The organism is Aquabacterium sp. J223, assembly GCF_024666615.1.
Lineage (GTDB): Bacteria > Pseudomonadota > Gammaproteobacteria > Burkholderiales > Burkholderiaceae_C > J223.
The window spans coordinates 2,515,719-2,541,720 of sequence record NZ_CP088297.1 but is presented as its reverse complement, the minus strand read 5'-3'; the positions used below and the strand labels follow the sequence as shown (position 1 = coordinate 2,541,720).

The 26,002-nt window shown below is 72.9% G+C and carries 24 protein-coding genes; 11 read left to right on the top strand and 13 right to left on the bottom strand.

Annotated features, from left to right (window positions below):
* Nucleotides 1–41 precede the first annotated feature (41 nt).
* Nucleotides 42–1,301, top strand: coding sequence for a DUF2325 domain-containing protein (locus tag LRS07_RS12225; RefSeq protein WP_260498311.1), 1,260 nt, complete (start codon nucleotides 42–44; stop codon nucleotides 1,299–1,301).
* On the opposite strand, the gene LRS07_RS12220 is transcribed toward LRS07_RS12225, so the two are convergent.
* Nucleotides 1,292–3,001 (bottom strand): long-chain fatty acid--CoA ligase, encoded by a 1,710-nt coding sequence (locus tag LRS07_RS12220; protein ID WP_260498310.1) that lies wholly within the window; start codon nucleotides 2,999–3,001, stop codon nucleotides 1,292–1,294. The two genes, LRS07_RS12225 and LRS07_RS12220, sit on opposite strands and share 10 nt — an antisense overlap.
* 177 nt (nucleotides 3,002–3,178) lie before the next feature.
* Here LRS07_RS12220 and argG point away from each other — a divergent pair, with 177 nt between their 5' ends.
* Both argG and ppnP read left to right on the top strand, forming a co-directional pair.
* Entirely contained in the window at nucleotides 3,179–4,531 is a 1,353-nt protein-coding gene (argG, locus tag LRS07_RS12215; RefSeq protein WP_260498309.1) for an argininosuccinate synthase, read from the top strand.
* Between the two features lie 14 nt (nucleotides 4,532–4,545).
* Nucleotides 4,546–4,860: a pyrimidine/purine nucleoside phosphorylase gene (ppnP, locus tag LRS07_RS12210; RefSeq protein WP_260498308.1), complete on the top strand. Its 315-nt coding sequence runs from the start codon at nucleotides 4,546–4,548 to the stop codon at nucleotides 4,858–4,860.
* A 96-nt stretch (nucleotides 4,861–4,956) separates the two neighbouring features.
* Here ppnP and LRS07_RS12205 read toward each other — a convergent pair whose 3' ends face one another.
* Nucleotides 4,957–6,027 carry a hypothetical protein gene (locus LRS07_RS12205; RefSeq protein WP_260498307.1) on the bottom strand — a complete coding sequence of 357 codons (1,071 nt, stop codon included), beginning with the start codon at nucleotides 6,025–6,027 and terminating at the stop codon, nucleotides 4,957–4,959.
* Nucleotides 6,028–6,126: 99 nt separating this feature from the next.
* Nucleotides 6,127–7,161, bottom strand: coding sequence for a UDP-N-acetylmuramate dehydrogenase (gene murB, locus LRS07_RS12200; protein ID WP_260498306.1), 1,035 nt, complete (start codon nucleotides 7,159–7,161; stop codon nucleotides 6,127–6,129).
* Between the two features lie 65 nt (nucleotides 7,162–7,226).
* Between murB and LRS07_RS12195 the strand changes: the two genes are divergently transcribed.
* Together LRS07_RS12195 and LRS07_RS12190 are read left to right on the top strand one after the other, a co-directional pair.
* A complete protein-coding gene (locus LRS07_RS12195; RefSeq protein WP_260498305.1) occupies nucleotides 7,227–7,727 on the top strand; it encodes a YajQ family cyclic di-GMP-binding protein in 501 nt (166 codons plus the stop codon).
* A complete protein-coding gene (locus LRS07_RS12190; RefSeq protein ID WP_260498304.1) occupies nucleotides 7,724–8,392 on the top strand; it encodes a retropepsin-like aspartic protease family protein in 669 nt (222 codons plus the stop codon). The genes LRS07_RS12195 and LRS07_RS12190 overlap by 4 nt, the downstream gene beginning before the upstream one ends.
* A gap of 161 nt (nucleotides 8,393–8,553) precedes the next feature.
* Here LRS07_RS12190 and LRS07_RS12185 read toward each other — a convergent pair whose 3' ends face one another.
* The 5 genes from LRS07_RS12185 to xseB form a co-directional block, all read right to left on the bottom strand.
* Nucleotides 8,554–11,208: a bifunctional acetate--CoA ligase family protein/GNAT family N-acetyltransferase gene (locus LRS07_RS12185; protein ID WP_260498303.1), complete on the bottom strand. Its 2,655-nt coding sequence runs from the start codon at nucleotides 11,206–11,208 to the stop codon at nucleotides 8,554–8,556.
* A gap of 17 nt (nucleotides 11,209–11,225) precedes the next feature.
* Nucleotides 11,226–12,023, bottom strand: coding sequence for a GTP cyclohydrolase FolE2 (gene folE2, locus LRS07_RS12180; protein ID WP_260498302.1), 798 nt, complete (start codon nucleotides 12,021–12,023; stop codon nucleotides 11,226–11,228).
* 146 nt (nucleotides 12,024–12,169) lie between these two features.
* Entirely contained in the window at nucleotides 12,170–14,065 is a 1,896-nt protein-coding gene (gene dxs, locus LRS07_RS12175) for a 1-deoxy-D-xylulose-5-phosphate synthase (RefSeq protein ID WP_409450538.1), read from the bottom strand.
* A gap of 20 nt (nucleotides 14,066–14,085) precedes the next feature.
* Nucleotides 14,086–15,000: a polyprenyl synthetase family protein gene (locus tag LRS07_RS12170; RefSeq protein WP_260498300.1), complete on the bottom strand. Its 915-nt coding sequence runs from the start codon at nucleotides 14,998–15,000 to the stop codon at nucleotides 14,086–14,088.
* Nucleotides 14,997–15,239: an exodeoxyribonuclease VII small subunit gene (gene xseB, locus LRS07_RS12165; protein WP_260498299.1), complete on the bottom strand. Its 243-nt coding sequence runs from the start codon at nucleotides 15,237–15,239 to the stop codon at nucleotides 14,997–14,999. The genes LRS07_RS12170 and xseB overlap by 4 nt, the downstream gene beginning before the upstream one ends.
* Before the next feature lie 253 nt (nucleotides 15,240–15,492).
* Between xseB and LRS07_RS12160 the strand changes: the two genes are divergently transcribed.
* The 4 genes from LRS07_RS12160 to LRS07_RS12145 all read left to right on the top strand — a co-directional run bounded on the left by LRS07_RS12160 (nucleotide 15,493) and on the right by LRS07_RS12145 (nucleotide 18,930).
* Nucleotides 15,493–16,614 carry an aromatic ring-hydroxylating oxygenase subunit alpha gene (locus LRS07_RS12160; RefSeq protein WP_260498298.1) on the top strand — a complete coding sequence of 374 codons (1,122 nt, stop codon included), beginning with the start codon at nucleotides 15,493–15,495 and terminating at the stop codon, nucleotides 16,612–16,614.
* 8 nt (nucleotides 16,615–16,622) lie between these two features.
* Nucleotides 16,623–17,510, top strand: coding sequence for a DMT family transporter (locus LRS07_RS12155; protein WP_260498297.1), 888 nt, complete (start codon nucleotides 16,623–16,625; stop codon nucleotides 17,508–17,510).
* A gap of 5 nt (nucleotides 17,511–17,515) precedes the next feature.
* Complete coding sequence (locus LRS07_RS12150) at nucleotides 17,516–18,406, top strand: sulfurtransferase (protein WP_260498296.1); 891 nt, start codon at nucleotides 17,516–17,518, stop codon at nucleotides 18,404–18,406.
* 89 nt (nucleotides 18,407–18,495) lie between these two features.
* Nucleotides 18,496–18,930: a universal stress protein gene (locus LRS07_RS12145; RefSeq protein ID WP_260498295.1), complete on the top strand. Its 435-nt coding sequence runs from the start codon at nucleotides 18,496–18,498 to the stop codon at nucleotides 18,928–18,930.
* On the opposite strand, the gene LRS07_RS12140 is transcribed toward LRS07_RS12145, so the two are convergent.
* Both LRS07_RS12140 and LRS07_RS12135 read right to left on the bottom strand, forming a co-directional pair.
* Entirely contained in the window at nucleotides 18,927–19,715 is a 789-nt protein-coding gene (locus LRS07_RS12140; protein WP_260498294.1) for a ZIP family metal transporter, read from the bottom strand. The two genes, LRS07_RS12145 and LRS07_RS12140, sit on opposite strands and share 4 nt — an antisense overlap.
* Nucleotides 19,716–19,800: 85 nt before the next feature.
* On the bottom strand, nucleotides 19,801–20,676 hold the full coding sequence (locus tag LRS07_RS12135) for a dienelactone hydrolase family protein (protein WP_260498293.1): 876 nt from the start codon (nucleotides 20,674–20,676) through the stop codon (nucleotides 19,801–19,803).
* Between the two features lie 180 nt (nucleotides 20,677–20,856).
* Here LRS07_RS12135 and ppx point away from each other — a divergent pair, with 180 nt between their 5' ends.
* A complete protein-coding gene (ppx, locus tag LRS07_RS12130) occupies nucleotides 20,857–22,371 on the top strand; it encodes an exopolyphosphatase (protein WP_260498292.1) in 1,515 nt (504 codons plus the stop codon).
* A gap of 1 nt (nucleotide 22,372) precedes the next feature.
* Entirely contained in the window at nucleotides 22,373–22,786 is a 414-nt protein-coding gene (locus tag LRS07_RS12125; RefSeq protein ID WP_260498291.1) for a GtrA family protein, read from the top strand.
* A gap of 4 nt (nucleotides 22,787–22,790) precedes the next feature.
* Here the strand turns inward: LRS07_RS12125 and LRS07_RS12120 are convergent, their stop codons facing one another.
* From LRS07_RS12120 to sixA, 3 genes are all read right to left on the bottom strand, one after another.
* Nucleotides 22,791–24,035 carry a hypothetical protein gene (locus tag LRS07_RS12120; RefSeq protein ID WP_260498290.1) on the bottom strand — a complete coding sequence of 415 codons (1,245 nt, stop codon included), beginning with the start codon at nucleotides 24,033–24,035 and terminating at the stop codon, nucleotides 22,791–22,793.
* A gap of 53 nt (nucleotides 24,036–24,088) precedes the next feature.
* Entirely contained in the window at nucleotides 24,089–25,309 is a 1,221-nt protein-coding gene (locus tag LRS07_RS12115; protein ID WP_312028295.1) for an NAD(P)/FAD-dependent oxidoreductase, read from the bottom strand.
* A 203-nt stretch (nucleotides 25,310–25,512) separates the two neighbouring features.
* Entirely contained in the window at nucleotides 25,513–25,989 is a 477-nt protein-coding gene (gene sixA / locus LRS07_RS12110; RefSeq protein ID WP_260498289.1) for a phosphohistidine phosphatase SixA, read from the bottom strand.
* Between the last annotated feature and the right edge of the window lie 13 nt (nucleotides 25,990–26,002).

The window sequence follows — 26,002 nt, the reverse complement described above, 5'->3', positions numbered from 1 at the left end:
CAGCCCTTCGCCCGCCATGCCGCCGCTGCAGAGCGCATCGCATGGCGACCTCCTTCATCGCACCCGTGGCCGCGCCCGACGCGCGGCCCGCCACCGAACCGCTGGCCCTGCTGGGCCGGCGCCCATCGCCCGTCGCGGCCGCTGAGCCGGCCGGCTCCCGCCGCCGCCGGCTGTGGGAGCTCGACGGCCATGCGCACTGTCCGGTGGTGGGCATGTGCCTGCCGATGCCGGCGCTGCGCCGGCTCATGGGGCGGCTGAGCGCCAAGGCCCTGCCCATCGACGAGTACGAGCTGCACTGCATGGCGGTGCAGGAATGCAAGCGCCGCACGCCGCTGGCCGAGGCGCTGCAGCGCGACCTCGACCGCCGCTTCGCCGGCCCGCTGCGCGACGCCGCCGCCTGCAAGTCCACCGAGGCGCTCGCCGCCTGGTGGACCGGCGCCGCCGCCAGCGAGGCGGTGCCCGGCGCCTTCTGGGCCACGATCACCCATGCCCGCTGCGACGTCGCCCTGGCCGACCGGGTGCTCGGCGCGGTGCACATGCTGCAGCACCAGGTGGGCAGCGCGACGCGGGCCGACCTGCAGCGGCTGGCCGAGCTGGTGCACGAGAACGGCGTGCTCGGCCGCGAACTGGCGGCGGCGCAGCAGCGCTGCCAGCGCCAGGTCGAGCAGCACGCCCGGCGCGCCGAGGCCGACGCGCGGCTGCTCGGCCAGCTGCGCGGCGAACTGGCCGCCCGCGATGCCGAGCTGCTGCGGCTGCAGGCGCTGCACGCGGCCGCGCCCGACCTGCCGACCCGCTTCGAGCTGCAGCAGCGCAACGGCGCGCTGGCCGACGAGGTGCACGCGCTGCAGCGCGCGCTGCTGCTCGCCCGGCAGGACCACGACCGCCTGCAGCGGCGGCACGCGGCGCTGACCGACGAACTGCAGGCGCTGCAGCGGGCCACCGCGACCACCGACGGCGCGGCGGCCACGACGCCAGCGCCGGCGTCGCTGCACGACCGCGCGGTCCTGTGCGTCGGCGGCCGTCCGGCCATCGTGCCGGTGTACCGCCAGGTGGTCGAGGGCAGCGGCGGCCGCTTCCTGCACCACGACGGCGGCGACGAGGACCACATCGCGCAGCTGGAGGCGACCCTGGCCGCCGCCGACCTGGTGCTGTGCCAGACCGGCTGCGTCAGCCACGACGCCTACTGGCGGGTGAAGGACCACTGCAAGCGCACCGGCAAACGCTGCGTCTTCGTCGAGACGCCCAGCCGCACGGCGCTGCAGCGGGCACTGGACGAAGCCGCGAGGGCGCTTCAGCCCTGAGCCTGCTCCCGGTCCTGCAGCAGCCGCCACATCACCTTGCCGGCGCCGCTCTTGGGCAGCGCGTCGACGAACTCGACCAGCCGCGGCACCTTGTAGGCGGCCATGTGCTCCCGGGCCCAGGCGGTGATGTCCTCCGGCGCGGTGGTGGCCCGGGCCTCGGCGCGCAGCACGATCACCGCCTTCACCGTCTCGCCGCGGTAGGCGTCGCGGGCGGCGATGATGCAGGCCTCCTGCACGGCCGGATGCTGGTACAGCAGCGCCTCCACCTCGGCCGGCCAGACCTTGAATCCGCTGGCGTTGATCATCCGCTTCAGCCGGTCGGTGATGAAGAAGTAGCCCTCCTCGTCCATGCGGCCGAGGTCGCCGGTGCGGAAGAAGCGCTGGCCGTCGAGCTCGACGAAGGCGGCCTCGGTGGCCTCCGGGTGGTGCCAGTAGCCCTCAAACACCTGCGGCCCGTGCGAGACGATCTCGCCCACCTCGCCGGGCGGCAGTTCCCGCAGGGTCTGCGGGTCGACCACCCGCGAGTCGGTGCCGAAGAAGGGGATGCCCAGGCACTGCAGCTTGGCCCGCTCCGGCAGGTTGACGTGGGTCTGGGCGGCGGTCTCGGTCAGGCCGTAGCCCTCGCAGAAGGTGATGCCGAACTCGGCGCGCAGCCGCTCGGCCACGGCCTGCGGCATGGCGGCGCCACCGCCCGACATCGACTTCAGGCTGGACAGGTCGAAGCGGCGGTAGTTCGGGCTGCCGAACAGGTCGATCACCATGGTCGGGATGCACACCCAGTTCGTCACCCGGTGGCGCGAGATCAGCCGCCCGGCCAGCTCGCGGTCCCAGCGCGGCATCAGCACGGTGGTCGAGCCGTTGTAGACGGCGCCGGTGGCGAAGTTGATGAGCCCGGTGATGTGGAACATCGGCACCACGCCCAGGCCCACCGTCTCGCTGTTGGCGCCGGTCCACAGGCCGCCCACGGTGTTGGCCATGAGGGTGCGGTGCGGGTGCATGCAGCCCTTGGGCGCGCCGGTGGTGCCCGAGGTGTAGGGCAGCACCGCCAGGTCGTCGGGCCCGGCGGTGTGGGCGCCGGGGCCGAAGCCGCTGCCCAGCACCTCGGTCCAGCGCAGCGTGCCGGGCGGCAGCGGCGGGTCGGCCAGCAGCCAGTCGAGCATGGCCGGCGACGGCCGCTCGTCCTCCGTGATGTCGGCCGGCGCGGCCTCGGCCAGGCGGGTGGCCACCAGGTGCGTCAGGCGGCGGTTGGCCGGCAGCCCTTCGCTCGCGGCGTGCAGCAGCCCCGCCAGGTCGGCGCTGCAGATCGCCACCCGCGCCTCGGAGTCGGCGATGCAGTGGCGCAGTTCCTCGGCCCGGTTCATCGGGTTCACCGGCACCACCACCGCGTCGGCGCGCAGGATGCCGTAGAAGGCGACCAGGAACTGCGGGCAGTTCTGCAGGTCCAGCAGCACCCGGTCGCCCTTGCGCACGCCGGCGCTCTGCTGCAGCCAGCCGGCCAGCCATTCGGCCTGGCGGTGAAGGTCGGCGTAGGTCAGGACGCGGCCGAAGAACCGCGTTGCCGGCTTGTCGGGAAAGCGTCGGGCGCTGACCTCGAGGTTGAACCACAGAGAGGTGCGCGGCACGCTCAGCGCGCGCGGCAGGCGCGCCGGCCAGACGGCATGGTGGGGGCGCAGGCGGGGCTCGTTGGACAGGGCGTACATCGGGGATGGCGGCGCGGCGACGGCGGTGCCGACGATTGCAGCAGCGCCCCCGCGCCACCGCTGTCGCCTCGGCGACCGCTTAGGGCATGCACCGAGGCGGGCGCCCGGCGGCCGACGGCCGCCACCTAGAATTCGCGGTTCCGCGCCCGCCCACGGGCCGCGCCCAAGGTTTCCCTGATGGCACACATCCTCCAACAGCTTCCCGTCGGCCAGAAGGTCGGCATCGCGTTCTCCGGCGGCCTGGACACCAGCGCGGCGCTGCACTGGATGAAGCTGAAGGGCGCCAAGCCCTACGCCTACACCGCCAACCTCGGCCAGCCCGACGAGCCGGACTACGACGAGATCCCGCGCAAGGCCATGCAGTACGGCGCCGAGAAGGCACGGCTGGTCGACTGCCGCACCCAGCTGGTGGCCGAGGGCATCGCCGCGCTGCAGGCGGGCGCCTTCCACATCTCCACCGCCGGCATCACCTACTTCAACACCACGCCGCTGGGCCGGGCGGTGACCGGCACGATGCTGGTCTCGGCGATGAAGGAGGACGACGTCCACATCTGGGGCGACGGCTCGACCTTCAAGGGCAACGACATCGAGCGCTTCTACCGCTACGGCCTGCTGACCAACCCCTCCCTCAAGGTCTACAAGCCCTGGCTCGACCAGACCTTCATCGACGAACTCGGCGGGCGCGCCGAGATGTCGGCCTTCATGACCCGGGCCGGCTTCGGCTACAAGATGTCGGCCGAGAAGGCCTATTCCACCGACAGCAACCTGCTCGGCGCCACCCACGAGGCCAAGGACCTGGAGCACCTGAACTCCGGCATCCGCATCGTCAACCCCATCATGGGCGTGCCCTTCTGGCGCGACGACGTGGCGGTGAAGGCCGAGGAGGTGACGGTGCGCTTCGAGGAGGGCCAGCCGGTGGCGCTGAACGGCCGCACCTTCGCGTCCGCGGTCGAGCTGCTGCTGGAGGCCAACCGCATCGGCGGCCGCCACGGCCTGGGCATGAGCGACCAGATCGAGAACCGCATCATCGAGGCCAAGAGCCGCGGCATCTACGAGGCCCCGGGCCTGGCGCTGCTGTTCATCGCCTACGAGCGGCTGGTCACCGGCATCCACAACGAGGACACCATCGAGCAGTACCGCGACAACGGCCGCAAGCTGGGCCGGCTGCTCTACCAGGGCCGCTGGTTCGACCCGCAGGCCATCATGCTGCGCGAGACCGCCCAGCGCTGGGTGGCCCGTGCGGTCACCGGTGAGGTGACGCTGGAGCTGCGCCGCGGCAACGACTACTCCATCCTCGACACCGCGAGCCCCAACCTGACCTACGCGCCCGAGCGGCTGAGCATGGAGAAGGTGGAGAACGCGCCCTTCTCGCCGGCCGACCGCATCGGCCAGCTGACCATGCGCAACCTGGACATCGCCGACACCCGCGAGAAGCTGATGGTGTATGCCAAGGCCGGGCTGCTCAGCCTGGGCGCCGGCGCCTCGGTGCCGCGGCTGCAGGGCGACCCTTCTGCCTCGGACGACAAGTAACCCATTCCCTCACCATGACCACCGACACCCTGCAAGGCGCCGTCCAGACCAAGGCCAACGTCTACTTCGACGGCAAATGCGTCTCGCACACCGTGACGCTGGCCGACGGCAGCCGCAAGAGCGTGGGCGTGATCCTGCCCTCGACGCTGACCTTCAACACCGGCGCACCGGAGGTGATGCAGCTGGTCGAGGGCGAGTGCCGGGTGAGGCTCAAGGGCCAGGACGGCTGGACCGCCTACCGCGGCGGCCAGTCCTTCGACGTGCCGGGCGACTCGTCCTTCGACATCGAGGTGACGACCGCCCTGCACTACATCTGCCATTTTGGTTGACCACCCCCGTCGCGCCTGACGGCGCACCCCCTCAAGGGGGCGCAACCGACGGCCCGGCAGAGCCGGATCCGTGGTTGCCGCTTGGTCAATGCCGAACTACTTGAGCGCGTTGGCGACGGCCTGGTTGACGGTGGCCAGGCCCTGCAGCGCGAGCTTGGCGGTGGTGGGGCCGTCGAAGTCCATCGCCAGCTCGACCTTCTTGCTGTTGTTGCCGGCCACGCCCAGCGCCAGCCGTCCCAGCACGTTGACCGCGGTGACCACCGGGTCCTTGCTGCTGTCGTAGCCGCCCACCTCGCGCAGGGCCGCGAACTCGCCGGGCGGCACCACGTTGCGGGTCAGCGTCACGCCCTGGGCGTTGGCATGGCCCTGGGCCAGCACGCCGACGTTGGTCAGCTCCATCTGCGCCCGGGCGTTGGCGGTGGAGCCGCGGTTGAAGATCGACGAGCCGCTGCCCGAGCTCTCCTGCGCCGCGACGTTGATCACCGGGCTGACCGACAGGCCCTCCACCCCGGCCTTGCTGTAGGCGATGCGCTGGCCGATGTTGCCGGCGCCGATGCCGGCGAAGCCGCGCGGCACCGTCTTCATGCCGGTGGGCGCCAGCACCAGGTACTTGCGCTTGCCGTAGCCCAGGCTCACCTCCTCGTACACCGGTGCCCCGGGCGCGCTGGCGGCCTGGCTGGCCTCGTAGACCGCCGGGCCGTGCTCCTTGAACACCGCCTCCGCGTTCTCCAGCGCCACGCCGGCGTCGGCCATGCGCTTCTGGAAGTCGGCCCAGGCGCGGTCGACCACCGCCTGCAGGGTGGCGATGTCGGGCTCGCCGCTGTAGGCCACGTTGACGCTGGAGGCGCCGTAGTCGCGGCCCGGCAGGTAGCCGGCGCGGGTACTCGCGCGCACGTTGCCCGAGACCTCGAACAGCACCCGGTACTCGGCGACGTAGAGCTTCTTGCCCTTGTACGGCAGGCTGCCGTTGAGGAGGCCGGCGGTGTCCAGCGGCTGCGGCTCGGCCTGCAGCACCGGCTGCACGGCGGCCACGCTCATCGGCGTCACCGCCACCGCGGCGGCCTCCTGGGCGATGACCGGAACCGCCAGGCCACACCCCATCGCCACCAGCACCGCGGCCATCAACGGCCGCCGCGCGCCCCTCGTCCCGCCCACCCGCTGCGCCATGTCCCCTCCATGTGTCCGAACGTCGCGGACGGATTGGGCAGGGCCGGCAGGCGCCGGGCAACCGCACGAACCCGGGGGTTGCCTGGGGAGCGGACCGGCCTACACCACCACCGGCTCCGGCTCCAGCCGGATGCCGAAGCGGCCGTAGACGCTTTCCTGGATGGCGCGGGCCAGCGTCACCACCTCGGCGCCGGTGGCGCCGCCTCGGTTGACCAGCACCAGGGCCTGCTTCTCGTAGACGCCGGCACGGCCGATGGTCTTGCCCTTCCAGCCGCAGGCGTCGATCAGCCAGCCGGCGGCCAGCTTGAAGCGGCCGTCGGGCAGCGGGTAGTGCACGATGTGCGGGTCGCGGCCGATGATGTCGCGGCACTGCTCGGGCGTGACCACCGGGTTCTTGAAGAAGCTGCCGGCATTGCCCACCTGCAGCGGGTCGGGCAGCTTGCCCCGCCGCACCTCGCACACCCAGTCGAAGATCGTGCGGGCGTCGGGCTCGTGCAGGCCGGTCTCCTGCTGCTTCTTCTGCAGGTCCAGGTAGCCCAGCACCGGCTGCCACGGCCTCGGCAGCCACAGCCGCACCCGCATGATCACGCTGCGGTGCGCCAGCGCCTGCTTGAACACGCTGTCGCGGTAGCCGAAGTGGCACATCGCCTTGTCCAGCGTCACCGTGCGGCCGGTCACCAGGTCCACCGTGTCCAGCGAATGGAAGCGGTCGGCCAGTTCCAGCCCGTAGGCGCCGATGTTCTGCACCGGCGAGGCGCCCATGGTGCCGGGGATGAGCGCCAGGTTCTCCAGCCCCGGCAGCCCCTGGTCCAGGGTCCATGCCACCGCCTGGTGCCAGTTCTCGCCGGCGCCGAACTCGACCAGCGTGCCGCGCGGCCCGTCGTCGACGACGCGCCGGCCCATCACCTCGATCTTCAGCACCAGTTCGGTGACGTCGCGGGTGAGCACCAGGTTGCTGCCGCCGCCGAGCACCAGCTTCGGCGCCCGGCCGAAGCGGGCGTCGTCGACCACGCGGCGCACGTCGGCGTCGCCGCCGACGCGCACCAGGTTGCGCGCCACGGCCGGCAGGCCGAAGCTGTTGTACGGCCGCAGGTTGACGCCGTGTTCGACGGGGACGGTGGAGGGGGACGGCATGGCAGAATTTTCGCCGATCGCCCATTGACCTCATCCTTCGACGACGCCGCAGGCGCCGCACCTCCATGCCGAGCTTCGACACCGTCCTCGAACCCAACCTCGTCGAGCTGCGCAACGCGGTCGACCAGACGATGAAGGAGATCGGCACCCGCTTCGACTTCAAGGGCAGCGACGCCCGCGTCGAACTGGCCGACAAGGGCAAGGACAAGACGCTGGAGCTGTTCGCCGACAGCGACTTCCAGATCGGCCAGGTGCGCGACGTGCTGCTGGCCAAGCTGACCAAGCGCTCGGTGGACGTGCGATTCCTCGACCTGACGGCCAAGATCGAGAAGGCCGGCGGCGACAAGGTCAAGCAGAGCCTGCGCATCAAGTCCGGCATCGACGCGGAGACGGGCAAGAAGATCCAGGGCCTGCTCAAGGCGAGCAAGCTCAAGGTGCAGGGCGCCATCCAGGGCGACGCGGTGCGCGTCAGCGCCGCCAAGCGCGACGACCTGCAGACGGCGATCGCCCTGCTGCGCAAGGAAGTGGCCGACCTGCCGCTGGCCTTCAACAACTTCCGCGATTGACCGCCGCCCTGCGCCGCCGCACGGCCGCCCTGCTGCTGGGTGCGGTGGCCGCTTCGGCAGCGGCGCAGCCGGCACCGGCCGCCGGCCCCACCCTCACCTTCAACGGCCGCATGGGCGACCGGGCGCTGCTGGTCATCGACGGCCAGCCGCGCACGGTGGCCGTCGGCGCCGTGGTGCAGGGCGTGCGCCTGCTGGCGGTGGACGACGACGGCGCGCGCGTCGAGGTGGACGGCCGCAGCGTGCTGCTGCGCCAGGGCACGCCCACCCGGCTGGCCGGCGGCCCGACGGCGCCGAGCGGCGGCCGCGAGGTGGTGCTCAGCGCCGGCCCCGGCGGCCACTTCATGACCCAGGGCAGCATCAACGGCCGGCCGGTGCAGTTCATGGTCGACACCGGCGCCACCGTGGTGGCGATGGGCGAGGCCGACGCCTCCCGCATCGGGCTGGCCTGGCGCGACGCGCCACGGGCGCTGATCAACACCGCCAACGGTCCGTCGACCGCCCACGTGGTCGAACTGCGCAGCCTGCGCCTGGGCGACGTCGAGGTCTATGGCGTGCAGGCGGTGGTGATGCCGGCGGCCATGCCCTACGTGCTGCTGGGCAACAGCGTGCTGTCGCGCTTTCGCATGCAGCGCGAGGGGGACGTGATGCGACTGGAGAAACGGTAGCCCCTCGTTTGGCGGGTCCGCCAAACGATCCCCCGAGGGGATGGCGGGCCGGCTTGGTGAACCGAGGCCGGACGTGGACAGTCCCTGCGGACTGTCCGCGCCTGCCGAGGCCACCGGCCTCTGGCCGGTGGCGGGCCCGGCGCTCGGCCCGCCGGCGGCACCTACAGCTCGCGCACCAGCCGCAGCACCTCGTGGTCGTCGGGCGAGACCTCCACCGCCATCCCGCGTGAGCGGCCGAGGCCGATCATGCCGCGGTTCTCCCGCAGCACCCAGGCCACCAGCCGGCGCACGCCACGTTGCCGCAGGTGGTCGATCATCTTGTCCAGCAGCCGGCCGCCCAGCCCGCGGCCCTTGCAGTCGCTGCGCACCAGCAGCGCGAACTCGGCCTCCTGGCCGTCGGCGTCGGAGAGCGCGCGCACGACGGCCAGCGTCTCGCGGCCACCGCCCGGTGCGTCGGCTTCGGCGATGAGCGCCATCTCGCGCTCGTAGTCGATCTGGGTCAGCCGCGCCAGCTCGCTGCGCGGCAGGTGGCGGCGGCTGCTGAAGATGCGCAGGCGCATGTCCTCCGGGTCCACCGCTTCGAGGAAGCGCAGGTGCTGCGCCTCGTCCTCCGGCCGGATGGGCCGCAGCGTCACCGGCCGGCCGTGCCAGTCCCACGCCTCGACCAGCGACTTCGGATAGGGCCGGATGGCGAAGGCCGCCTCGCCGGCCGGCCGCTCCGGCGACAGCCGGGCGCGTGCATCGAGCGCCAGCACGCCCTGGTCGTCGGCCCACAGCGGGTTGATGTCGAGCTCGGCCAGCTCGGGCAGGTCGGCCAGCATGCGGGCGACGGCGATCAGCACGTCGTGCAGCGCGTCCGCCGCCGCCGGCGGCCGGTCGCCCCAGCCGGCGAGCAGGCGCGAGACCCGGGTGCGCGAGACCAGCTCGGCGGCCAGCGCCCGGTTCAGCGGCGGCAGCGCGACGGCGCGGTCGGCCAGCACCTCCACCGCGGTGCCGCCGGCGCCGAACAGCAGCACCGGGCCGAACACCGGGTCGACGCTGGCGCCGACGATGAGCTCCTGCGCCAGCGGCCGCCGGGCCATGCGCTGGACGGACAGGCCCTCCAGCCGCGCGGCGGGGCGCTCCTGTCGCAGGCGCGCCAGCATGGCGGCGACGCCGCTGCGCACCGCCGCCGCATCGGACAGGTTGAGCAGCACGCCGCCGGCCTCGCTCTTGTGCACGATGTCCTGCGAGATGATCTTCACCGCCACCGGATAGCCGAGGACGTCGGCCGCCTGCACGGCGGCCTCGGCGTCGACCGCGCAGGCGGTGGTGGCCACCACGGGAATGCCGTAGGCGGCCAGCAGCTGTTTGGACTCGGCCTCGCTCAGCCAGGCCCGTCCGGCCGACAGCACCGTGTCGATCAGGCCGCGCGCGGCCCGGGCGTCGGCGGCCGGCAGCGCGCTGGGCGATGGCGCCTCGCGCAGCGCCTCCTGGTTGCGTGCATGGGTGGCCAGCAGCGCGACGGCCTGCACCGCTTCCTCCGGCGTGGCGTAGCCGGCGATGCCGGCCTGCTCGAAGATGCGGCGTGCCTCGGCCACCGACGCCTCGCCCATGAAGCAGCCCATGACCCGCTGGCGGTGCGGCCTCAGCACGGGCAGCACCGACCGCGCCACCTCGGCGCTGGGCACGATGGCGGTCGGGGCCTGCACGAACAGCAGCGTGCCCTCCAGCGGCGTCGCCAGCACCGCCTGCAGGGCGGCGACGTACCGGTCGGCCGGCGCGTCGCCGACGATGTCGATCGGGTTGTCCCGCGACCAGTGCGGCGGCAGCAGGTCGTCCAGCCGCGCCCGCAGGGACGGAGACAGCGGCGCCAGCGGCACGCCCAGGCCGGCGGCCGCGTCGGCCGCCATCACGCCGGCGCCGCCGCCGTTGGTCAGCACCGTCAGCGCGCCGCCCGCCTGGCCCTTGAAGCGCGCCAGCGTCTCGGCGGCGAGGAAGAGCTGCTGCAGCGTGTCCACCCGCAGCATGCCGGCGCGGCGGATGGCGGCGTCGAAGACGATGTCGGCGCCGGTCAACGCGCCGGTGTGCGAGGCGGCAGCCGGCACGCCCTGCCCCGCGCGGCCGGCCTTGACCACGATCACCGGCTTGTTGCGCGCCGCCGCCCGCGCCGCGGACATGAACTTGCGCGGCGACTCGATGCTCTCGATGTAGAGCAGGATGCCGCGGGTGCGGCCGTCGTTGGCCAGGTGGTCCAGCAGGTCGCCGAAGTCCACGTCGGCGTGCTCGCCAAGCGACAGCAGGTGCGAGAACCCGATGCCGCGGCTGGTGGCCCAGTCCAGCACCGCCGTGACCAGCGCGCCGGACTGCGAGACGAAGGCCAGTTCGCCGGCCAGCGCCTGGGTGTGCGCGAAGCTGGCGTTGAGCTTCAGGTGCGGCGACATCAGGCCGACGCAGTCGGGCCCCAGCACCCGCAGCCGCGTCGGCCGGGCCGCGTGCAGCAGGGACTGGCGCTGCGCCGCGTCCAGCCCGGCGGTCATCACCACCACCGCCTTGCAGCCCGCGGCGGCCAGTTCGCCGACCAGGCCGGCAACGGTGTCCGCCGGTGTGCAGACCAGCGCCAGGTCCGGCGCCGACGGCAGCTGCGCCACCCGCCGGAACACCGGCTCGCCGTCGAGCGCCTGCCGCTTCAGGTTGACCGGCCACACCGGCCCTGCGAAGCCGCCCTGCCGCAGGTTGTGCCAGACCGTGGTGCCCACCGCGCCCGGCCGGTCGGACGCGCCGACGACGGCCACCGACGACGGCTCCAGCAGCTGATCCAGATGGCGCAGGCTCATCGCGCCATCCTAGACCGCTACCTCTCGATCACAGCGTACGCCGAGTGGTTGTGGATCGACTCGAAGTTCTCCACCTCGGCCACGTAGCGGCCGACGCGCGGCTCCGCGTTCAGCCGCAGCGCCACGTCGCGCACCAGGTCCTCGACGAACTTGGGGTTCTCGTAGGCGTGCTCGGTGATCCACTTCTCGTCGGTGCGCTTGAGCAGCGGCCAGATCTCGCTGGAGGCCGACTCCTCGGCCACCCGCACCAGCTCGGGCCAGCCGATGTCGCCCAGCAGTTCGGCCCGGATGGTGACCCGCGAGCGCTGGTTGTGGGCGCCGTAGTCCGAGATCTCCTTCGAGCACGGGCACAGGCTCTTCACCGGCACCGCCACCTCGGCCCACAACGTGGTCCGGCCGTCGCGGGTCTCGGCGATCCAGCGGGCCTGGTAGTCGAGCAGGCTCTGCACGCCGGACACCGGCGCGCGCTTGCGGATGAAGAAGGTGAAGGCGGCCTCGATGCGGCCGTCCTCGGCATGCAGCTTGTCGAGCATCACCGCGTGCTGCTGGCGCAGCAGCGCGGCATCCATCGGCGCCTCCAGCGCGCCCAGCCCTTCCAGCCAGGCGACGAAGCGCGACATGTGCGTGCCCTTCTGCTCGGCCGGCAGGCGCACGTCCAGCGTCCAGGTGGCGACCGTGGACTGCGCCTGCGAGCCGACCTTGACCTGCAGCGGGTAGCGCACGTCCTTGACACCCACGCGGTGGATCACCAGGTGGCGGTGGTCGCGTTCGCTCTGGGTGTCGGGGATGTGCAGCGCTGAGGTCAGGGAGTTCATGTCGGTCCGCGCGCGGGGGGCGAACGGGTGGATCAGGGCGGAAGCATCGCATCAACGCGCCGGCCTTGGCGCGCCTGGGCCCATTGTCGCCGCCGGGGCGACCGGGGCCGCCGCTCGCAGGGGCCCGCGCCTGCGCCGACCGCCGGCTACAGGTTGGCGGCCTTGATGAGCGACGGCCGGGCGCCGAAGCGCTTGAGGATGGCCTGCTCGATGCCCGCGGCGTCGAGGCCGCACATCGACAGCAGCTTGGCCGGGTCGCCATGCTCGATGTAGCGGTCGGGCAGGCCCAGCGCCAGCACCGGCGTGGTGAGCCCGGCGGCGTGCAGCGCCTCCATCACCGCGCTGCCGGCGCCGCCCATCGTGCAGCCTTCCTCGACGGTGACGATGGCCTCGTGCTCGCGGGCCAGCCGCTCGACCAGTGCGGTGTCCAGCGGCTTGATGAACCGCATGTTGGCGACCGTCGCGTCCAGCCGCTCGGCGGCCTCGAGCGCCGGGTACAGCAGCGTGCCGAAGGCCAGCACCGCGATGCGCTGGCCCTGCCGGCGCACTTCGCCCTGGCCCCAGGGCAGGGTCGACAGGTCGCGCGCCGGCACCGTGCCGACGCCGGCGCCGCGCGGGTAGCGCACCGCCACCGGGTGGTCGCGGCCGAAGGCGGTGGACAGCGCCTGCCGGCATTCGGCCTCGTCGGCGGGCGCGATCAGGCCCATGCCGGGGATGCAGCGCAGGTAGGCGATGTCGTAGGCGCCGGCGTGGGTGGCGCCGTCGGCACCGACCAGCCCCGCACGGTCCAGTGCGAACACCACCGGCAGGTTCTGCAGCGCCACGTCGTGGATCAGCTGGTCGTAGGCCCGCTGCAGGAAGGTCGAGTAGATGGCGACCACCGGCTTCAGCCCTTCGCAGGCGATGCCGGCGGCGAAGGTCACCGCGTGCTGCTCGGCGATGCCGACGTCGTGGTAGCGCTGCGGGAAGCGCTGGTGGAACTCCACCATGCCCGAGCCCTCGCGCATCGCCGGCGTGATGCCGACCAGCCGCTCGTCGGCGTCGGCCATGTCGCACAGCCACTGGCCGAAGACCTGGGTGAAGGTGGTCTTCGGCGGCGTGGCCGGCTTCTGCAGGCCGCGCGCCGGATCGAACTTGCCGGGGCCGTGGTAGGCCACCGGGTCGGCCTCGGCCAGCTTGTAGCCGTAGCCCTTCTTGGTCACCACGTGCAGGAACTGCGGGCCCTTCTTGTCGCGCAGGTTCTCCAGCGTGGGAATGAGCGCGTCGAGGTCGTGGCCGTCGATCGGGCCGACGTAGTTGAATCCCAGCTCCTCGAAGATGGTGCCGGGCACCACCATGCCCTTGGCGTGTTCCTCGAAGCGGCGCGCCAGCTCGTACAGCGGCGTGTGCTTGAGCACCTGCTTGGCGCCTTCACGCGCGGCGGTGTAGAAGTTGCCGCTCATCAGCCGGGCCAGGTACTTGTTCAGCGCGCCCACCGGCGGGCTGATCGACATGTCGTTGTCGTTGAGCACGACCAGCATGTCGGCCGGCAGGCCGGCGTGCGCCACGCCGGCGTTGTTCAGCGCCTCGAAGGCCATGCCCGCGGTCATCGCGCCGTCGCCGATGATGGCCACCGATCGCCGGTGCTCGCCCTTCTGCCGCGCCGCCACCGCCATGCCCAGCGCCGCCGAGATGGAGGTCGAGCTGTGGGCGGTGCCGAAAGTGTCGTAGGGACTCTCGTCGCGGCGCGGGAAGCCGGACAGCCCGCCGAGCTGGCGCAGCGAGGGCATGCGCTCGCGCCGACCGGTGAGGATCTTGTGCGGATAGGTCTGGTGGCCGACGTCCCAGACCAGCCGGTCGTGCGGCGTGTCGAAGACGAAGTGCAGCGCGATGGTCAGCTCCACCGTGCCCAGGTTGCTCGACAGGTGGCCGCCGGTGGTGCTGACCGAATTCAGCACGAAGTCGCGCAGTTCGGTGGCGAGCTGCTTGAGCTCGGCCCGCGACAGGCGCCTCAGATCGGCCGGGCTGGCGATGGCCGGCAGCAGCGTGGGGGTCATGCCCATCCTCTTCTAACGTTGCCGTTCTAGTGGTGCCGCTCGACCACCCGGTCGGCCAGCAGCGACAGCCGCGCGGCGTCGCGCAGGCCGCTGCGGGCGAGCGCCGCCTGGGCCTCGTCGCGCAACGCGTCGGCGTAGGCGCGGGCCGGTTCGAGCCCGAGCACCGACACGTACGTCGGCTTGTTGTGGTCCAGGTCCTTGCCGGCGGTCTTGCCCAGCGTCTCCGAGGCCTGGGTGCAGTCGAGGATGTCGTCGACCACCTGGAAGGCCAGACCGATGGCGGCGCCGTAATCGGACAGGCCGGCCAGCGCCCGGTCGTCGGGCTCGCCGCAGGCCGCGCCCATCATCACGCTGGCCTGCAGCAGCGCCCCGGTCTTGCGACGGTGCATGTCGCACAGCGCCGCCTCGTCCAGCGGCCGGCCGACGCTGGCCAGGTCGATCGCCTGGCCGCCGGCCATGCCGGCATGGCCGGCCGCGCGGGACAGCAGGCGGCACAGCCGGGCCTGCAGCCCGTCGGGCAACGGCGGCTCGCCGGCGCTGGCACTGGCCGCCGCGTCGGGCGTCAGCACCTCGAAGGCGAGCGCCTGCATGGCGTCGCCGGCCAGCATCGCCTGGGCCTCGCCGTGCTGCACGTGCACCGTCGGCTTGCCCCGCCGCAGCACGTCGTTGTCCATGCAGGGCATGTCGTCGTGGACCAGCGAATAGGCATGGATGAGCTCCACCGCCACCGCCGCGCGCAGCGCGGCGCACTTCAGGCCGGCCACCGCCTCGCAGGCGGCCAGCACCAGCAGCGGCCGCAGCCGCTTGCCGCCGTCCAGCACGCCGTAGCGCATGGCCTGGCCCAGCCCCGCCGGCGCCTCCAGCGGCACCCAGCGCTGCAGCGCCAGTTCGACGGTGTGCAGCTCCTGCCGCATCCAGAGATCGAAATCGTCGGCCTTCATCGGAAGTCGGCGCCTCCTGTCGCCGTCCAGGGCTTGAGTTGCCCGTCCTCCAGCAGCCGGACCTGGTCCTCCACCGCCTGCAGCCGGCCACGGCAGAACGCCAGCAGCTCGGCGCCGCGTCGGTAGCTGTCGAGCAGCCGGTCCAGCGGCAGCTGGCCGCCTTCCATCGCCGCGACCAGGCGCTCCAGCTCGACGAGGGCGTCCTCGTAGCTGGCCGGCGGCAGGGGGGAACTGCTCATTTCGGCAAGTGAAATTTCGAAGCCGACGATTGTAGACAGCCGGTCCCGGTCGCACCTCCATCGTGCAGATGAGGCCGCCTCGGCCGCCGAGGTCCGTCAAAGGCCGGACGGCCCGGACCGGCGGCACCCCCTGGCTACAATCCGCGTCCCCGATTTGCTCGGGGGTTCGAGCCCCCGGTCACGTGCCCCGCGTGTCCCGAGCATTGCCTCGTCGGAGGGCTGTCGTTCACCCTCACAGGAGGCCCTGGGGATCATGTCCGACCTGAGCATCACGGTCCAAGCGCTGGAGCGCTCAAGCGCCCAACTGTCGGTCAGCAGCTATTTCGACGAGGGTCTGTTCCGAGCGGAACAGAAGCTGATCTTCCAGTCCGCACCGCGCTACCTGGGCCACGAGCTCGCGGTGCCCGAGGTCGGCGACTTCCATGCCCTGCCCCAGGAAGGCGAAGGCCGCGCACTGGTGCGGACCGCCGACGGCGTGGGCGTCATCTCCAACGTCTGCCGCCACCGGCAGGCGGTGATGCTCAAGGGCAGCGGCCGCAGCAGCGGCAACATCGTCTGCCCGCTGCACCGCTGGACCTACGGCCTGGACGGCCGCCTCATCGGCGCGCCGCACTTCGCCGAGGACCCATGCCTGAACCTCAGGCGCTACCCGGTGCGGACCTGGAACGGGCTGGTCTTCGAGGACAACGGCCGCGACATTGCCGCCGACCTGGCGGCGCTGGGACCCGCGGCGGCGGACCTGGACTTCTCGGGCTACGTGCTCGACAAGGTCCACCTGCACGAGTGCGACTACAACTGGAAGACCTTCATCGAGGTCTACCTGGAGGACTACCACGTCGGGCCGTTCCACCCCGGGCTGGGCCAGTTCGTCAGCTGCGACGACCTGCGCTGGGAGCTGGGCGACGAGTTCTCGGTGCAGAGCGTGGGCATCAACGGTGCGCTGGGCAAGCCGGGCAGCGAGGTCTACCGCCGCTGGCACGACGCCCTGCTGCGCTTCCGCGGCGAGCGCTTCGCCGACCGGGTGCCGCGCCAGGGCGCGATCTGGCTGACCTACTACCCGACGGTGATGGTCGAGTGGTACCCGCACGTGCTGGTGGTCTCCACCCTGTACCCGAAGGGACCGCAGAAGACGCTCAACAAGGTGGAGTTCTTCTACCCGGAGGAGATCGCCGCCTTCGAACGCGAGTTCGTCGAGGCGCAGCAGGCCGCCTACCTGGAGACCTGCGTCGAGGACGACGAGATCGCGCTGCGCATGGACGCGGGCCGCCGGGCGCTGATGGAGCGCGGCGACGACGAGGTCGGGCCCTACCAGAGCCCGATGGAGGACGGCATGCAGCACTTCCACGAGTGGTACCGGCGGCGCATGCAGCGGTAGGCCGGCGCATGCCGGCCTCCCTGCTCATGGTGCTGGCCACCTTCCTGTTCGCGACGATGGGGGTCTGCGTCAAGCTGGCCTCCACCCGCTACGGCACCGCGGAGATCGTCTTCTACCGCGGCCTCATCGGGGCGGTGTTCATCCTGGTGCTGGCGCGGGCGCGCGGCGTGGGCCTGCGCACCGCCGTGCCGGCGATGCACGCCTGGCGGTCGGTGGTCGGCGTCTCGTCGCTGATGCTGTGGTTCTTCGCCATCGGCGGGCTGCCGCTGGCCACGGCGATGACGCTGAACTACATGTCCTCGGTGTGGATGGCGCTGTTCCTGATCGGCGGCGCGGTGCTGATGGGACGCGGCGGCATCGACGGCCGGCTGCTCGGCACGGTGCTCGCCGGCTTCGTCGGCGTGGCGCTGGTGCTCCAGCCGACGCTGGAGCGCGACCAGCTGCTGCACGGCGTCGTCGGGCTGGTGTCCGGGATGCTTTCGGCCCTGGCCTACCTGCAGGTCACCGCGCTGGGCCGGGCCGGCGAGCCCGAGCTGCGCATCGTCTTCTACTTCTCGCTCGGCGGCATGTTGGCCGGCCTGCTCGGCATGCTGGCCACCGGCGCCCACGGCCACTCCGTCGAGGGCGCGCTGCTGCTGCTGGCCGTCGGGCTGACGGCCACCACCGCGCAGGTGCTGATGACCCGCGCCTATGCCATCGGCCGGCCGCTGATCAACGCCAGCCTGCAGTACCTCGGCATCGTCTTCTCCTTCGTCTGGGGCCTGGTGTTGTTCGGCGATGCGGCCACCCCCAGCGCGGCGGCCGGCATGGCGCTCATCGTGGGGGCCGGGCTGGCCGCCACCCGCCTGCGCCAGCGCGCCGCACCGGCGACGCGCGATCCCACCGCCGACAGCTGAAGACCATGACGCACGACCTGCCCCAACCCCTGATCGACGCCGCTGCCTTGCGGCGGCGGCTCGACGCCGGCCGTCCCACCGTGCTGGTGGACTGCAGCTTCGACCTCGCCGACCGCGACGCCGGCCGCCGCGCCCATGCCGAGGCACGCCTGCCCGGTGCGCAATACCTGCACCTGGAGACCGACCTCTCCGGCCCCCAGCACGACGCCGAGGGCCGCTTCCGCGGCCGCCACCCGCTGCCCGACCGCGCCTCGCTGGCCGCGCGGCTGGCCGCCATCGGCGTGGCGCCGGGCATGGCGGTGGTGGCCTACGACCGCAGCGGCGGGCCCTTCGCCGCCCGCGCCTGGTGGCTGCTGCGCTGGCTGGGCCATGCGCCGGTGGCAGTGCTCGACGGCGGCCTCGCGGCCTGGACCGCCGCCGGTGGCGCGGTGGAAGCGGGCCCGGCGCCGGTGCCGGCGCCCGCCACCGCCTGGCCGCCCAGCCCCGAACCCGCCCTGCCGGTGATCGAGGCCGACGCCCTGCAGCGCGCGCTCGGCCGGGTCACCCTGGTCGACGCCCGCGCCGCCGAGCGCTGGCGCGGCGAGGTGGAGCCGCTGGACGCCGTGGCCGGCCACATCCCCGGCGCGCAGAACCGCTTCTACGGCCTCAACCTCGACGGCGACGGGCGCTTCCTGCCGCCGCAGGCGCTGCGCGCCGCCTGGCAGCCGCTGATGCAGCCCGGCGAACCGGTGGTGCACCAGTGCGGCTCCGGCGTCACCGCCTGCCACAACCTGCTGGCGCAGGCCGCCGCGGGGCTGGGCGACGGCGTCCTGTACCCCGGTTCCTGGAGCGAATGGTCGGCCGATCCGGCGCGGCCCGTCGCCCGCGGCCAGCCGTGCCGGCAACGCGGCGGTTGATCCACCGCAACCGACGGACTTGACCCGGGCCGGCGCTGCCGCTTACCTTGGGCGCAGCGGCGCCGTCCGGCGACGCGAAGGAGGCCCGCATGTTCCACTGCATCCTGGTGCCCACCGACGGTTCGGCCATCACCGCCAAGGCCGCCGACAAGGCCATCGAGCTGGCCCGCCTCACCGGCGCGACGCTGCATGCGCTGGCGGTGCGCGAGCCCTTCCCCTTCAGCGCCGTCTCGGAGATGCAGCCGGCCCCGCCGGCCGAGTTCTACGAGGCGCAGGAGCGCATCGCCAACCAGCGGGTGGCCGCCGTGTGCACCAAGGCCGCGGCCGCCGGCGTGCGCTGCGAAACCCACAGCGAGGAGGCGCTGCAGCCCTGGGAGGCCATCGTCAACGCGGCGAAGGCGCACGGCTGCGACCTGATCGTCATGGCCTCGCACGGCCGCCGCGGCGTCAGCGCGCTGTTGCTCGGCAGCGAGACCCAGCGCGTGCTGACCCACACCAGCGTGCCGGTGCTGGTGGTCCGCTAGTGGCTGCCTAGCCCGCGACTCACCGCGAGGATCAGGCCCAGGCCTGCCGCCAGCCAGGCCAGCTGCGCCCCGGTCTCGCGCAGCGGCAGCCGCCGCTGCAGCTGCGGGATCAGGTCGGCCACCGCCACGTAGATGAAGCTGCTGGCCGCCACCACCAGCAGGTAGGGGAACAGGTCCTCCCAGGGCCGCACGACGAAGTAGCCGATGACCCCGCCGGCCACCGAGGCCAGGCCTGAGATGGCGTTGTAGGCCAGCGCCCGCGCCCGCGACAGCCCGGCGTTGAGCAGCACGATGTAGTCGCCGACCTCCTGCGGGATCTCGTGCAGGATCACCGCCACGGCCGTGACCACGCCGAGCTGCACGTCGGTGAGGAAGGCGGCCGCGATCAGCACCCCGTCGCAGAAGTTGTGGATGCTGTCGCCCAGCAGCACCGCCATGCCGCCCCGCCCCGCCTGCTCGGCGTCGAAGTGGTGGTGGTGGTGGTGGCCGTCGCCCTCGTGGTGGTGGGCGTGGCGGTAGAGCTCGAACTTCTCCAGCAGGAAGAAGAAGAGCAGCCCGAGCAGCAGGGTGATGAACAGGGCCTGCGGCTCGGCATGGTGCTCGCCGTGGTCGTGGAAGGCTTCGGGCAGCACCTGCAGCAGCGCGGTGCCCAGCAGCACGCCGGCCGACAGGCTCACCAGGTGCTTGACCAGCCTGGCCAGCAGGCCGACCGTCAACGCGGCGGCGATGCACACCGAGAGCACGCCGCCGGCCAGCGTGGCCAGAACGATCAGCGTCAGGGTCATCGGAAGGAAGGGACAAAAAGAACCGCGCCCGGGGCACGGGCGCGGTCACTGCGGAAAGGCCGGTATTAGGCCACGGGTCCGGCGGTCACACCCCGTGTTCCTTGAACCAGGCCAGGCAGCGGCGCCAGCCATCCTCGGCCGCCTCCTTGCGGTAGGTCGGGCGGTAGTCGGCGTGGAAGGCATGCGGCGCGTCGGGGTAGACGACGAACTGCGAGGCCCGGGCGGGCTGGCCGCCGGCGGCCAGTGCGGCCTTCATCTGCTCGACCGTCGCCAGCGGGATGCCGCCGTCGGCGCCGCCGTACAGGCCGAGCACCGGCGCCTTCAGGCTGCCGGCCAGCTCCACCGGGTGGCGCGGCGTGTTGGGCGTGCTGTCGCCCACCAGCCGGCCGTACCAGGCCACGCCGGCCTTCAGCTGCGGGCTGCGCGCCGCGTACAGCCAGACGATGCGCCCGCCCCAGCAGAAGCCGGTGATGCCGAGCCTGTTCGTGTCGCCGCCCTGCGCGCGCGCCCAGGCCACCGTCGCGTCGAGGTCGCCCATCACCTGCTCGTCGGGCACCTTGCCGATGATCTCGGCCTGCAGCCGCGGGATGTCGGTGTAGGACTTGGCGTCGCCCTGGCGCACGAACAGCTCCGGCGCGACGGCGAAGTAGCCCTGCTTGGCCAGGCGACGCGCCACGTCGGCGATGTGCTCGTGCACGCCGAAGATCTCGCTGATGACCAGCACCACCGGTGCGTTGGTGCCGCCGGCCGGCGCCGCGCGGTAGGCCGGCAGGTTGAAGCCGCCCATCGGGATGCTGACCTCGCCGGCCGTGAGGCCGGCGGTGTCGGTGCGCACCACGGTCTGCGCGGTGACCGGCAGCACCGCCGCGGCGAAGCCGCTGCCCAGCGCCGTGCGCACGAAGCGGCGGCGGTCGTACGGGCCGGTGGTCGGCACCAGGCTGTCGAAATCCTCTTGCTGCATCGGTTCTCCTTGTGTTTCGGCTTGAGCGCCTCGGCGGTCCGGCGCGCGCCGGATGATGCAGTGGACTGAAATGAGGTGGGCGCCCAGGGTCTTGCCCGGGCGCGGGCGAGCCGCCGCTGCAACGCACAATGCGGCCTCCTCCCCCCGGCGACGGACGCCGGGTCACCCCACCCCGGCCGCATGTCTCCAGCCCCTCACCTGCCCGCCTCGGCGCCCCTGGCCGCCGTGGACATCGGCTCCAACAGCTTCCGGCTCGAGATCGGCCAGCTGCAGCACGACCGCTACCGCCGCATCGACTACCTCAAGGAGACGGTGCGGCTGGGCGCCGGCCTGGACGCCGACGGCCGGCTCGGCGAGGCCGCCACCCGGCGCGGGCTCGACACCCTCGCCCGCTTCGCCGAGCGGCTGGCCGGCTTCGCCCCCGAGCAGGTGCGCGCCGTGGCCACCCAGACGCTGCGCGAGGCGACCAACCGCGACGCCTTCCTCGAGCGCGCGCGCAGCGCGCTCGGGCACCCGATCGAGGTCATCTCCGGCCGCGAGGAGGCCCGCCTGATCTACGCCGGTGTCGCCCACCTGCAGCCGGCCGACGACCGCCGCCTGGTGATCGACATCGGCGGCCGGTCCACCGAGATGATCCTCGGCCGCGGGCGCCTGCCGCTGGCGGCCGAGTCGTTCCAGGTCGGCAGCGTCAGCCTGTCGATGCGCTGGTTCCCCGACGGCCGCCTGACCGCCGCCGCCTTCCGCGCCGCGCAGGTCGCCGCGGCGGCCGAGTTCGAGGAGGCCGCCGCCACCTTCTCGCCCAAGGGCTGGGACCGTGCGCTCGGTTCCTCCGGCACGGCGGGCGCGGTGTCGCAGCTGCTGCTGGCCGCCGGCCAGACCGACGGCCGCATCACGCCGCAGGCGCTGGCCTGGTGCATCGAACGCTGCATCGAGGCCGGCCATGTCGAGCGCATCGACTTCCCCGGCCTGAAGCCCGAGCGCCGGGCGGTGCTGCCGGGCGGCCTGGCCATCCTGTACACGCTGGCGGCGCAGTTCCGGGTCGAGGCGCTGTGGCCGGCCAAGGGCGCGCTGCGCCAGGGCGTCATCGTCGAGATGCACGACCGGCGCATGGCCGCCGGCCGCGCCTACGCCGGCGACGTGCGCGACGCCTCGGTGCGAGAGCTGCAGCAGCGCTTCGCGGTGGACCCCGCCCAGGCGCAGCGGGTGCACGAGGCGGCGCTGGCGCTGTACCGGCAGGTCGAGCCGCAGGCCGGGCCGGAGGCGCAGCGCGAGCTGGGCTGGGCGGCCGACCTGCACGAGATGGGCATGATGGTCTCGCACCACGACCACCACCGGCATGCCGCCTACCTGATGGGGCATGTCGACGCGCCGGGGTTCTCGCAGAGCCAGCAGCGCCGGCTGGCCGCGCTGGTGCTCGGCCACCGCGGCGGCCTGCGCAAGATGGAGGCGCAGCTGGCGCAGCCGGCCTTCGCCTGGCAGCTGCTCTGCCTGCGGCTGGCGGTCATCCGCTGCCACGGCCGCGGCCCGGCCCGCCCGCCGCGGCTGTCGCTGCGCCGCCAGGGCTCGAACGCCGGCCTGCACTGGGTGCCGCCGGACGCCGACCTCAACCCGCAGACGCTGCACCTGCTGCGCGAGGAGGCCGCCGCCTGGGAGCGCCAGGGCGGCCTGCGGCTGCAGATCGAGGAGCGCCGCTGAGGTGAGGAGCGGCCGCGAGACCCGGCGCTTCCTCGCCTTCGTGCTGGCCGCGGGCGCCTCGGTGCCGGTCAACCTGGCGGCGCGGGTGCTGGCCTCGCAGCGGGTGTCCTACGGACTGGCCATCGTCATCGCGCACGGCGCCGGCATGGTCACCGCCTGGGCGCTCAGCCGGCGCTTCGTCTTCGAGCGGTCGCAGCGGCCGGTGCACGACGAACTGGGCCGCTTCGCGCTGGTGAACGTGCTGTCGCTGGCCGTCACCTGGAGCGTGGCCCTGCTGCTGGTCGAGGGCCTGTTCCCGCGGGTGGGCTTCACGCTGCAGCCCGAGTTCGTCGGCCACGTCGCGGGACTGGCCACGTCCGCGGTGACCTCGTTCTTCGCGCACCGGGCGTTCTCGTTCCGGCCGCGCGGCGGCTGACGGTTCAGCGCCGCGGATCGATCAGCGAGCCGAGGTCGGTCTCGCGCGGCCGCGGCTCGGGAACGGTCAGCACGTCGCGCCAGTGGCGGTCGCAGGCCGGCAGAAAGGCCCACGGCATCGGCGTGATCGGGCCGCCCAGCCGCATCGACAGCCGCTCGGCGATGGGCAGCGGCGAGAACACCCGCATCGGCACCTGGAAGCGCTCGCTCGGGTAGATGAGCAGGGCCAGCAGCAGCGCACCCTCCAGCCGCAGCCGGACCGCCCGGCCTGCCGCGGCCGGGCCGCCGCCGGGCCGCAGCACGCCCACCAGCCAGGCGACGAAGCAGGACAGCAGCGTCCAGCGGGCGAAGTCGTTCGCCGCCGCCGCCAGGAAGGCGTAGGGCGGCAGCCCCGCCAGCAGCGGCGCCGCCCAGGCGCGACCGGGCCGCCCGGCCATCAGCCCGACGAACGCCGCGATGACGGCCAACCCGCTGACGAGGTGCAGCCCGTAGTTGCCGTCGGTGTGCAGGTTCTGGCAGATGGAGGTGAGCACCCCGCGCGAGCCGCTGAGGGCGTAGTACAGCGCCCAGTCCGCCATGTCGGTGTGCAGGGCGGTGTCCAGCGGCAGCCGCGCGCGGATCGCCTGCACCATCGTCAGGCGGTCGGCATGCGGCAGGCGGTCGATGAGCAGGTAGCCCAGCGCCACCGCGCCCAGCAGCGCGGCGCCGAGGGCCAGGCGCCGCCGCGGCGGACGCCGCGCGCCCGCCTGCCACGCCAGGGCCGCCAGCAGCGGCACGCCGTAGAGGAACCCGGTCTCGTGGAACGCCAGCCCGACCACCACGCAGCCCACCGCCACCAGCGGACGGCCGGCCGCCATGGCCATCGCCGCCAGCGCCAACGTGGCGGCCACGGCGAGGTCGGTGCGGCCGATGTCGGTGGACCACACCGCCGCCAGCGCGGCCAGCAGCAGCAGGAAGAGCAACTGCTCCCGCCAGGGCCCGCCGCGACGGCGTACCAGGCTCACGGCGAGTGCCGACACCACCGCACCGAAGCCGAGGTGGAAGGCCAACAGCCCCGGCAGCTGCGGCAGGCCGGTCGCCCGGATCAGCGTCCCGGCCAGGCCCCGGCGGACGGCGCCGAACTCGGTGTAGCTGAAGCTGGCGGTCGCCGCCTGGTACATCAGGTGGCGCAGGTCGACGTCGCCGGACCGGTGCTCGACCACGAGCAGTCCGCCGGTGGCGAACCACAGCACCACGAAGGCCAGGGCCAACGCGGCCGGTGGGAGGGGCCGGTCCGCCGCCGGCCCGGCAACGCCGGGCGCCCTCACCGGGCGGCAGCCGCAAGTCCCGCCAGCGCGGCGCCCACACGCAGGCTCTCCGACATCGACCGGTCCTCCGGGTAGTAGTGCGAGGTGTCGGCGAGGAACAGGCCGTGCAGGGCGCTGGCCATCGGCGGCAGCGCGTCGTAGAAGCCGGGGGTGCACACCGTCTGCGCGTAGCGGTAGCGGGAGACGGCGCAGGCCTTGACGTCGGCGCGCGAGAACCCCGGCTGGATGGCCTCCAGGCAGGCCACCGACTCGTCGAGGAACGCATGGTCGTCGCGGCCGAACTTGTCATGGTCCTGCGGCATGTAGAAGGGCACGTAGACGATGTGGCTGCCGTCCAGCGGGTTCAGGTTGGTGTACTCGATCAACCCCGGGATCTCGAAGCGCGGGTCGTTGACGTTGGTCCAGAAGTTGGGCGAGAAGCGGCGCTTCAGCTTGAGCAGCACGCAGACCACGCCGACGTTGACGATGGCCTCGATCTTGCGCCGCTCGTTGGCCGGCAGTTGCGGCACCAGGCGGGGCAGCAGCGGCAGCGGCACGGTGGTGACCACCTGGTCGAAGGACTCGGCGAAACCGCCCACCTGCACCCCCCTCACCCGGACGCCGTCGGCCAGCACCTCGTCCACCCCGCTGGACAGGCGGATCTTGCCGCCGGCCCCGCGCAGGCGGTCGGCCAGGGCCTGCAGCAGCACCATGGAGCCGCCTTCGAGGTAACCCAGCCGCTCCTCGAACCAGCTGGCCCGGGACCTCGCGACGCGCTGGATGCGCGCGCCCAGCCAGGCCGCCGACAGCCGGTCCTGGTGCTGGTAGAACTTGTGGTGGAAGAGGCTGCGCCAGAGCACGTCGTAGGCGCGCGGGCCGATCCAGCGCTGCAGCCACTCGGTGGAGGTGAAGCGGTCGTAGGGCCGCCAGTCGCGGATGCGGCCGGCCCACAGGACATGCGCGGCGTAGCGCGCCTTGTCGACCAGCCCCAGCCCGGGAAACCGCAGCAGCGCCATCGGGTGCCCCCAGTCGTGCAGCCGGCCCCCGCTGTAGAAGCCCATGCGGGTGGTGCGCCAGTGCAGCTTGTGCTGCAAGCCGAGGTCATTAAGGTAACGGAACGTCGTCAGGTCCGGCCGGCAGACGAAGTGGTAGTAGCGCTCGACCGCGGTGCCGTCGATCACCGTGTGCGCCGACATGCCGCCCAGGCGGTCGTCGCGCTCGAAAAAGGGTGACCGCATCTCCCGCCCGGGCCAGTTCGTCGGCCGCCGCCAGCCCCATGGGCCCGGCGCCGATGACCGCCACTTTCCGCCGCGTCCGACCGCCCATGCGCCCTCCGACTGGTGTTGTCGGGGCGCATGGCAATCCGTTCTCCCGGGTTTGGGAGCGGACGCCCAAAGCAGGTCCGGGGTTTGCCCGGAGCCCGTCCCGGGGCGACCGGAGGCTACAGCAGGTCGGGCGAACGAACGGTCACGAGCGTGAGCCGGGCCGGCGCGTCTTCGCGCGCCTGGTGACGCAGCCACCACAGGCCGCCCTTCTTGATGCGCCAGGGCTCCTCGGCGGACAGGGCCACCCCGGCGAGCAGGTACGCCGCGGCCAGCCCGAGGGTGGGCTGGTGGCCGACCACCAGCACCGGCTCCCGCGATTCGGGCCAGCGGGCGGCGGCCAGCAGGGCCTCGACCGTCCCGCCGGGCGCCACCGCGGGCACCGTCTTGAAGCGCCGCTCCAGCGGCTGCACGGTCTGCTGTGCGCGGCGCGCCGGGCTGACCAGCACCCGGGTGGTCGCCGGAAGCGCCTGGTTGAGCCACTGCGCCATGCGTGCCGCCTGGCGTTCGCCTTTGGGGGTCAGCGCGCGCTCGAGGTCGTCCTGCCCCTCCACGGCGTCGAAGGCCTCGGCATGCCGCCACAGGATGAGGTCCATGGTCCGGCGCTCC

Coding starts and splice junctions, on each gene's coding strand:
- LRS07_RS12225 (WP_260498311.1), top strand. CDS start 42: ATGGCGACCTCCTTCATCGCACCCGTGGCCGCGCCCGACGCGCGGCCC.
- LRS07_RS12220 (WP_260498310.1), bottom strand. CDS start 3,001: ATGTACGCCCTGTCCAACGAGCCCCGCCTGCGCCCCCACCATGCCGTC.
- argG (WP_260498309.1), top strand. CDS start 3,179: ATGGCACACATCCTCCAACAGCTTCCCGTCGGCCAGAAGGTCGGCATC.
- ppnP (WP_260498308.1), top strand. CDS start 4,546: ATGACCACCGACACCCTGCAAGGCGCCGTCCAGACCAAGGCCAACGTC.
- LRS07_RS12205 (WP_260498307.1), bottom strand. CDS start 6,027: ATGGCGCAGCGGGTGGGCGGGACGAGGGGCGCGCGGCGGCCGTTGATG.
- murB (WP_260498306.1), bottom strand. CDS start 7,161: ATGCCGTCCCCCTCCACCGTCCCCGTCGAACACGGCGTCAACCTGCGG.
- LRS07_RS12195 (WP_260498305.1), top strand. CDS start 7,227: ATGCCGAGCTTCGACACCGTCCTCGAACCCAACCTCGTCGAGCTGCGC.
- LRS07_RS12185 (WP_260498303.1), bottom strand. CDS start 11,208: ATGAGCCTGCGCCATCTGGATCAGCTGCTGGAGCCGTCGTCGGTGGCC.
- folE2 (WP_260498302.1), bottom strand. CDS start 12,023: ATGAACTCCCTGACCTCAGCGCTGCACATCCCCGACACCCAGAGCGAA.
- dxs (WP_409450538.1), bottom strand. CDS start 14,065: ATGGGCATGACCCCCACGCTGCTGCCGGCCATCGCCAGCCCGGCCGAT.
- LRS07_RS12170 (WP_260498300.1), bottom strand. CDS start 15,000: ATGAAGGCCGACGATTTCGATCTCTGGATGCGGCAGGAGCTGCACACC.
- xseB (WP_260498299.1), bottom strand. CDS start 15,239: ATGAGCAGTTCCCCCCTGCCGCCGGCCAGCTACGAGGACGCCCTCGTC.
- LRS07_RS12160 (WP_260498298.1), top strand. CDS start 15,493: ATGTCCGACCTGAGCATCACGGTCCAAGCGCTGGAGCGCTCAAGCGCC.
- LRS07_RS12155 (WP_260498297.1), top strand. CDS start 16,623: ATGCCGGCCTCCCTGCTCATGGTGCTGGCCACCTTCCTGTTCGCGACG.
- LRS07_RS12150 (WP_260498296.1), top strand. CDS start 17,516: ATGACGCACGACCTGCCCCAACCCCTGATCGACGCCGCTGCCTTGCGG.
- LRS07_RS12145 (WP_260498295.1), top strand. CDS start 18,496: ATGTTCCACTGCATCCTGGTGCCCACCGACGGTTCGGCCATCACCGCC.
- LRS07_RS12140 (WP_260498294.1), bottom strand. CDS start 19,715: ATGACCCTGACGCTGATCGTTCTGGCCACGCTGGCCGGCGGCGTGCTC.
- LRS07_RS12135 (WP_260498293.1), bottom strand. CDS start 20,676: ATGCAGCAAGAGGATTTCGACAGCCTGGTGCCGACCACCGGCCCGTAC.
- ppx (WP_260498292.1), top strand. CDS start 20,857: ATGTCTCCAGCCCCTCACCTGCCCGCCTCGGCGCCCCTGGCCGCCGTG.
- LRS07_RS12115 (WP_312028295.1), bottom strand. CDS start 25,309: ATGCGGTCACCCTTTTTCGAGCGCGACGACCGCCTGGGCGGCATGTCG.
- sixA (WP_260498289.1), bottom strand. CDS start 25,989: ATGGACCTCATCCTGTGGCGGCATGCCGAGGCCTTCGACGCCGTGGAG.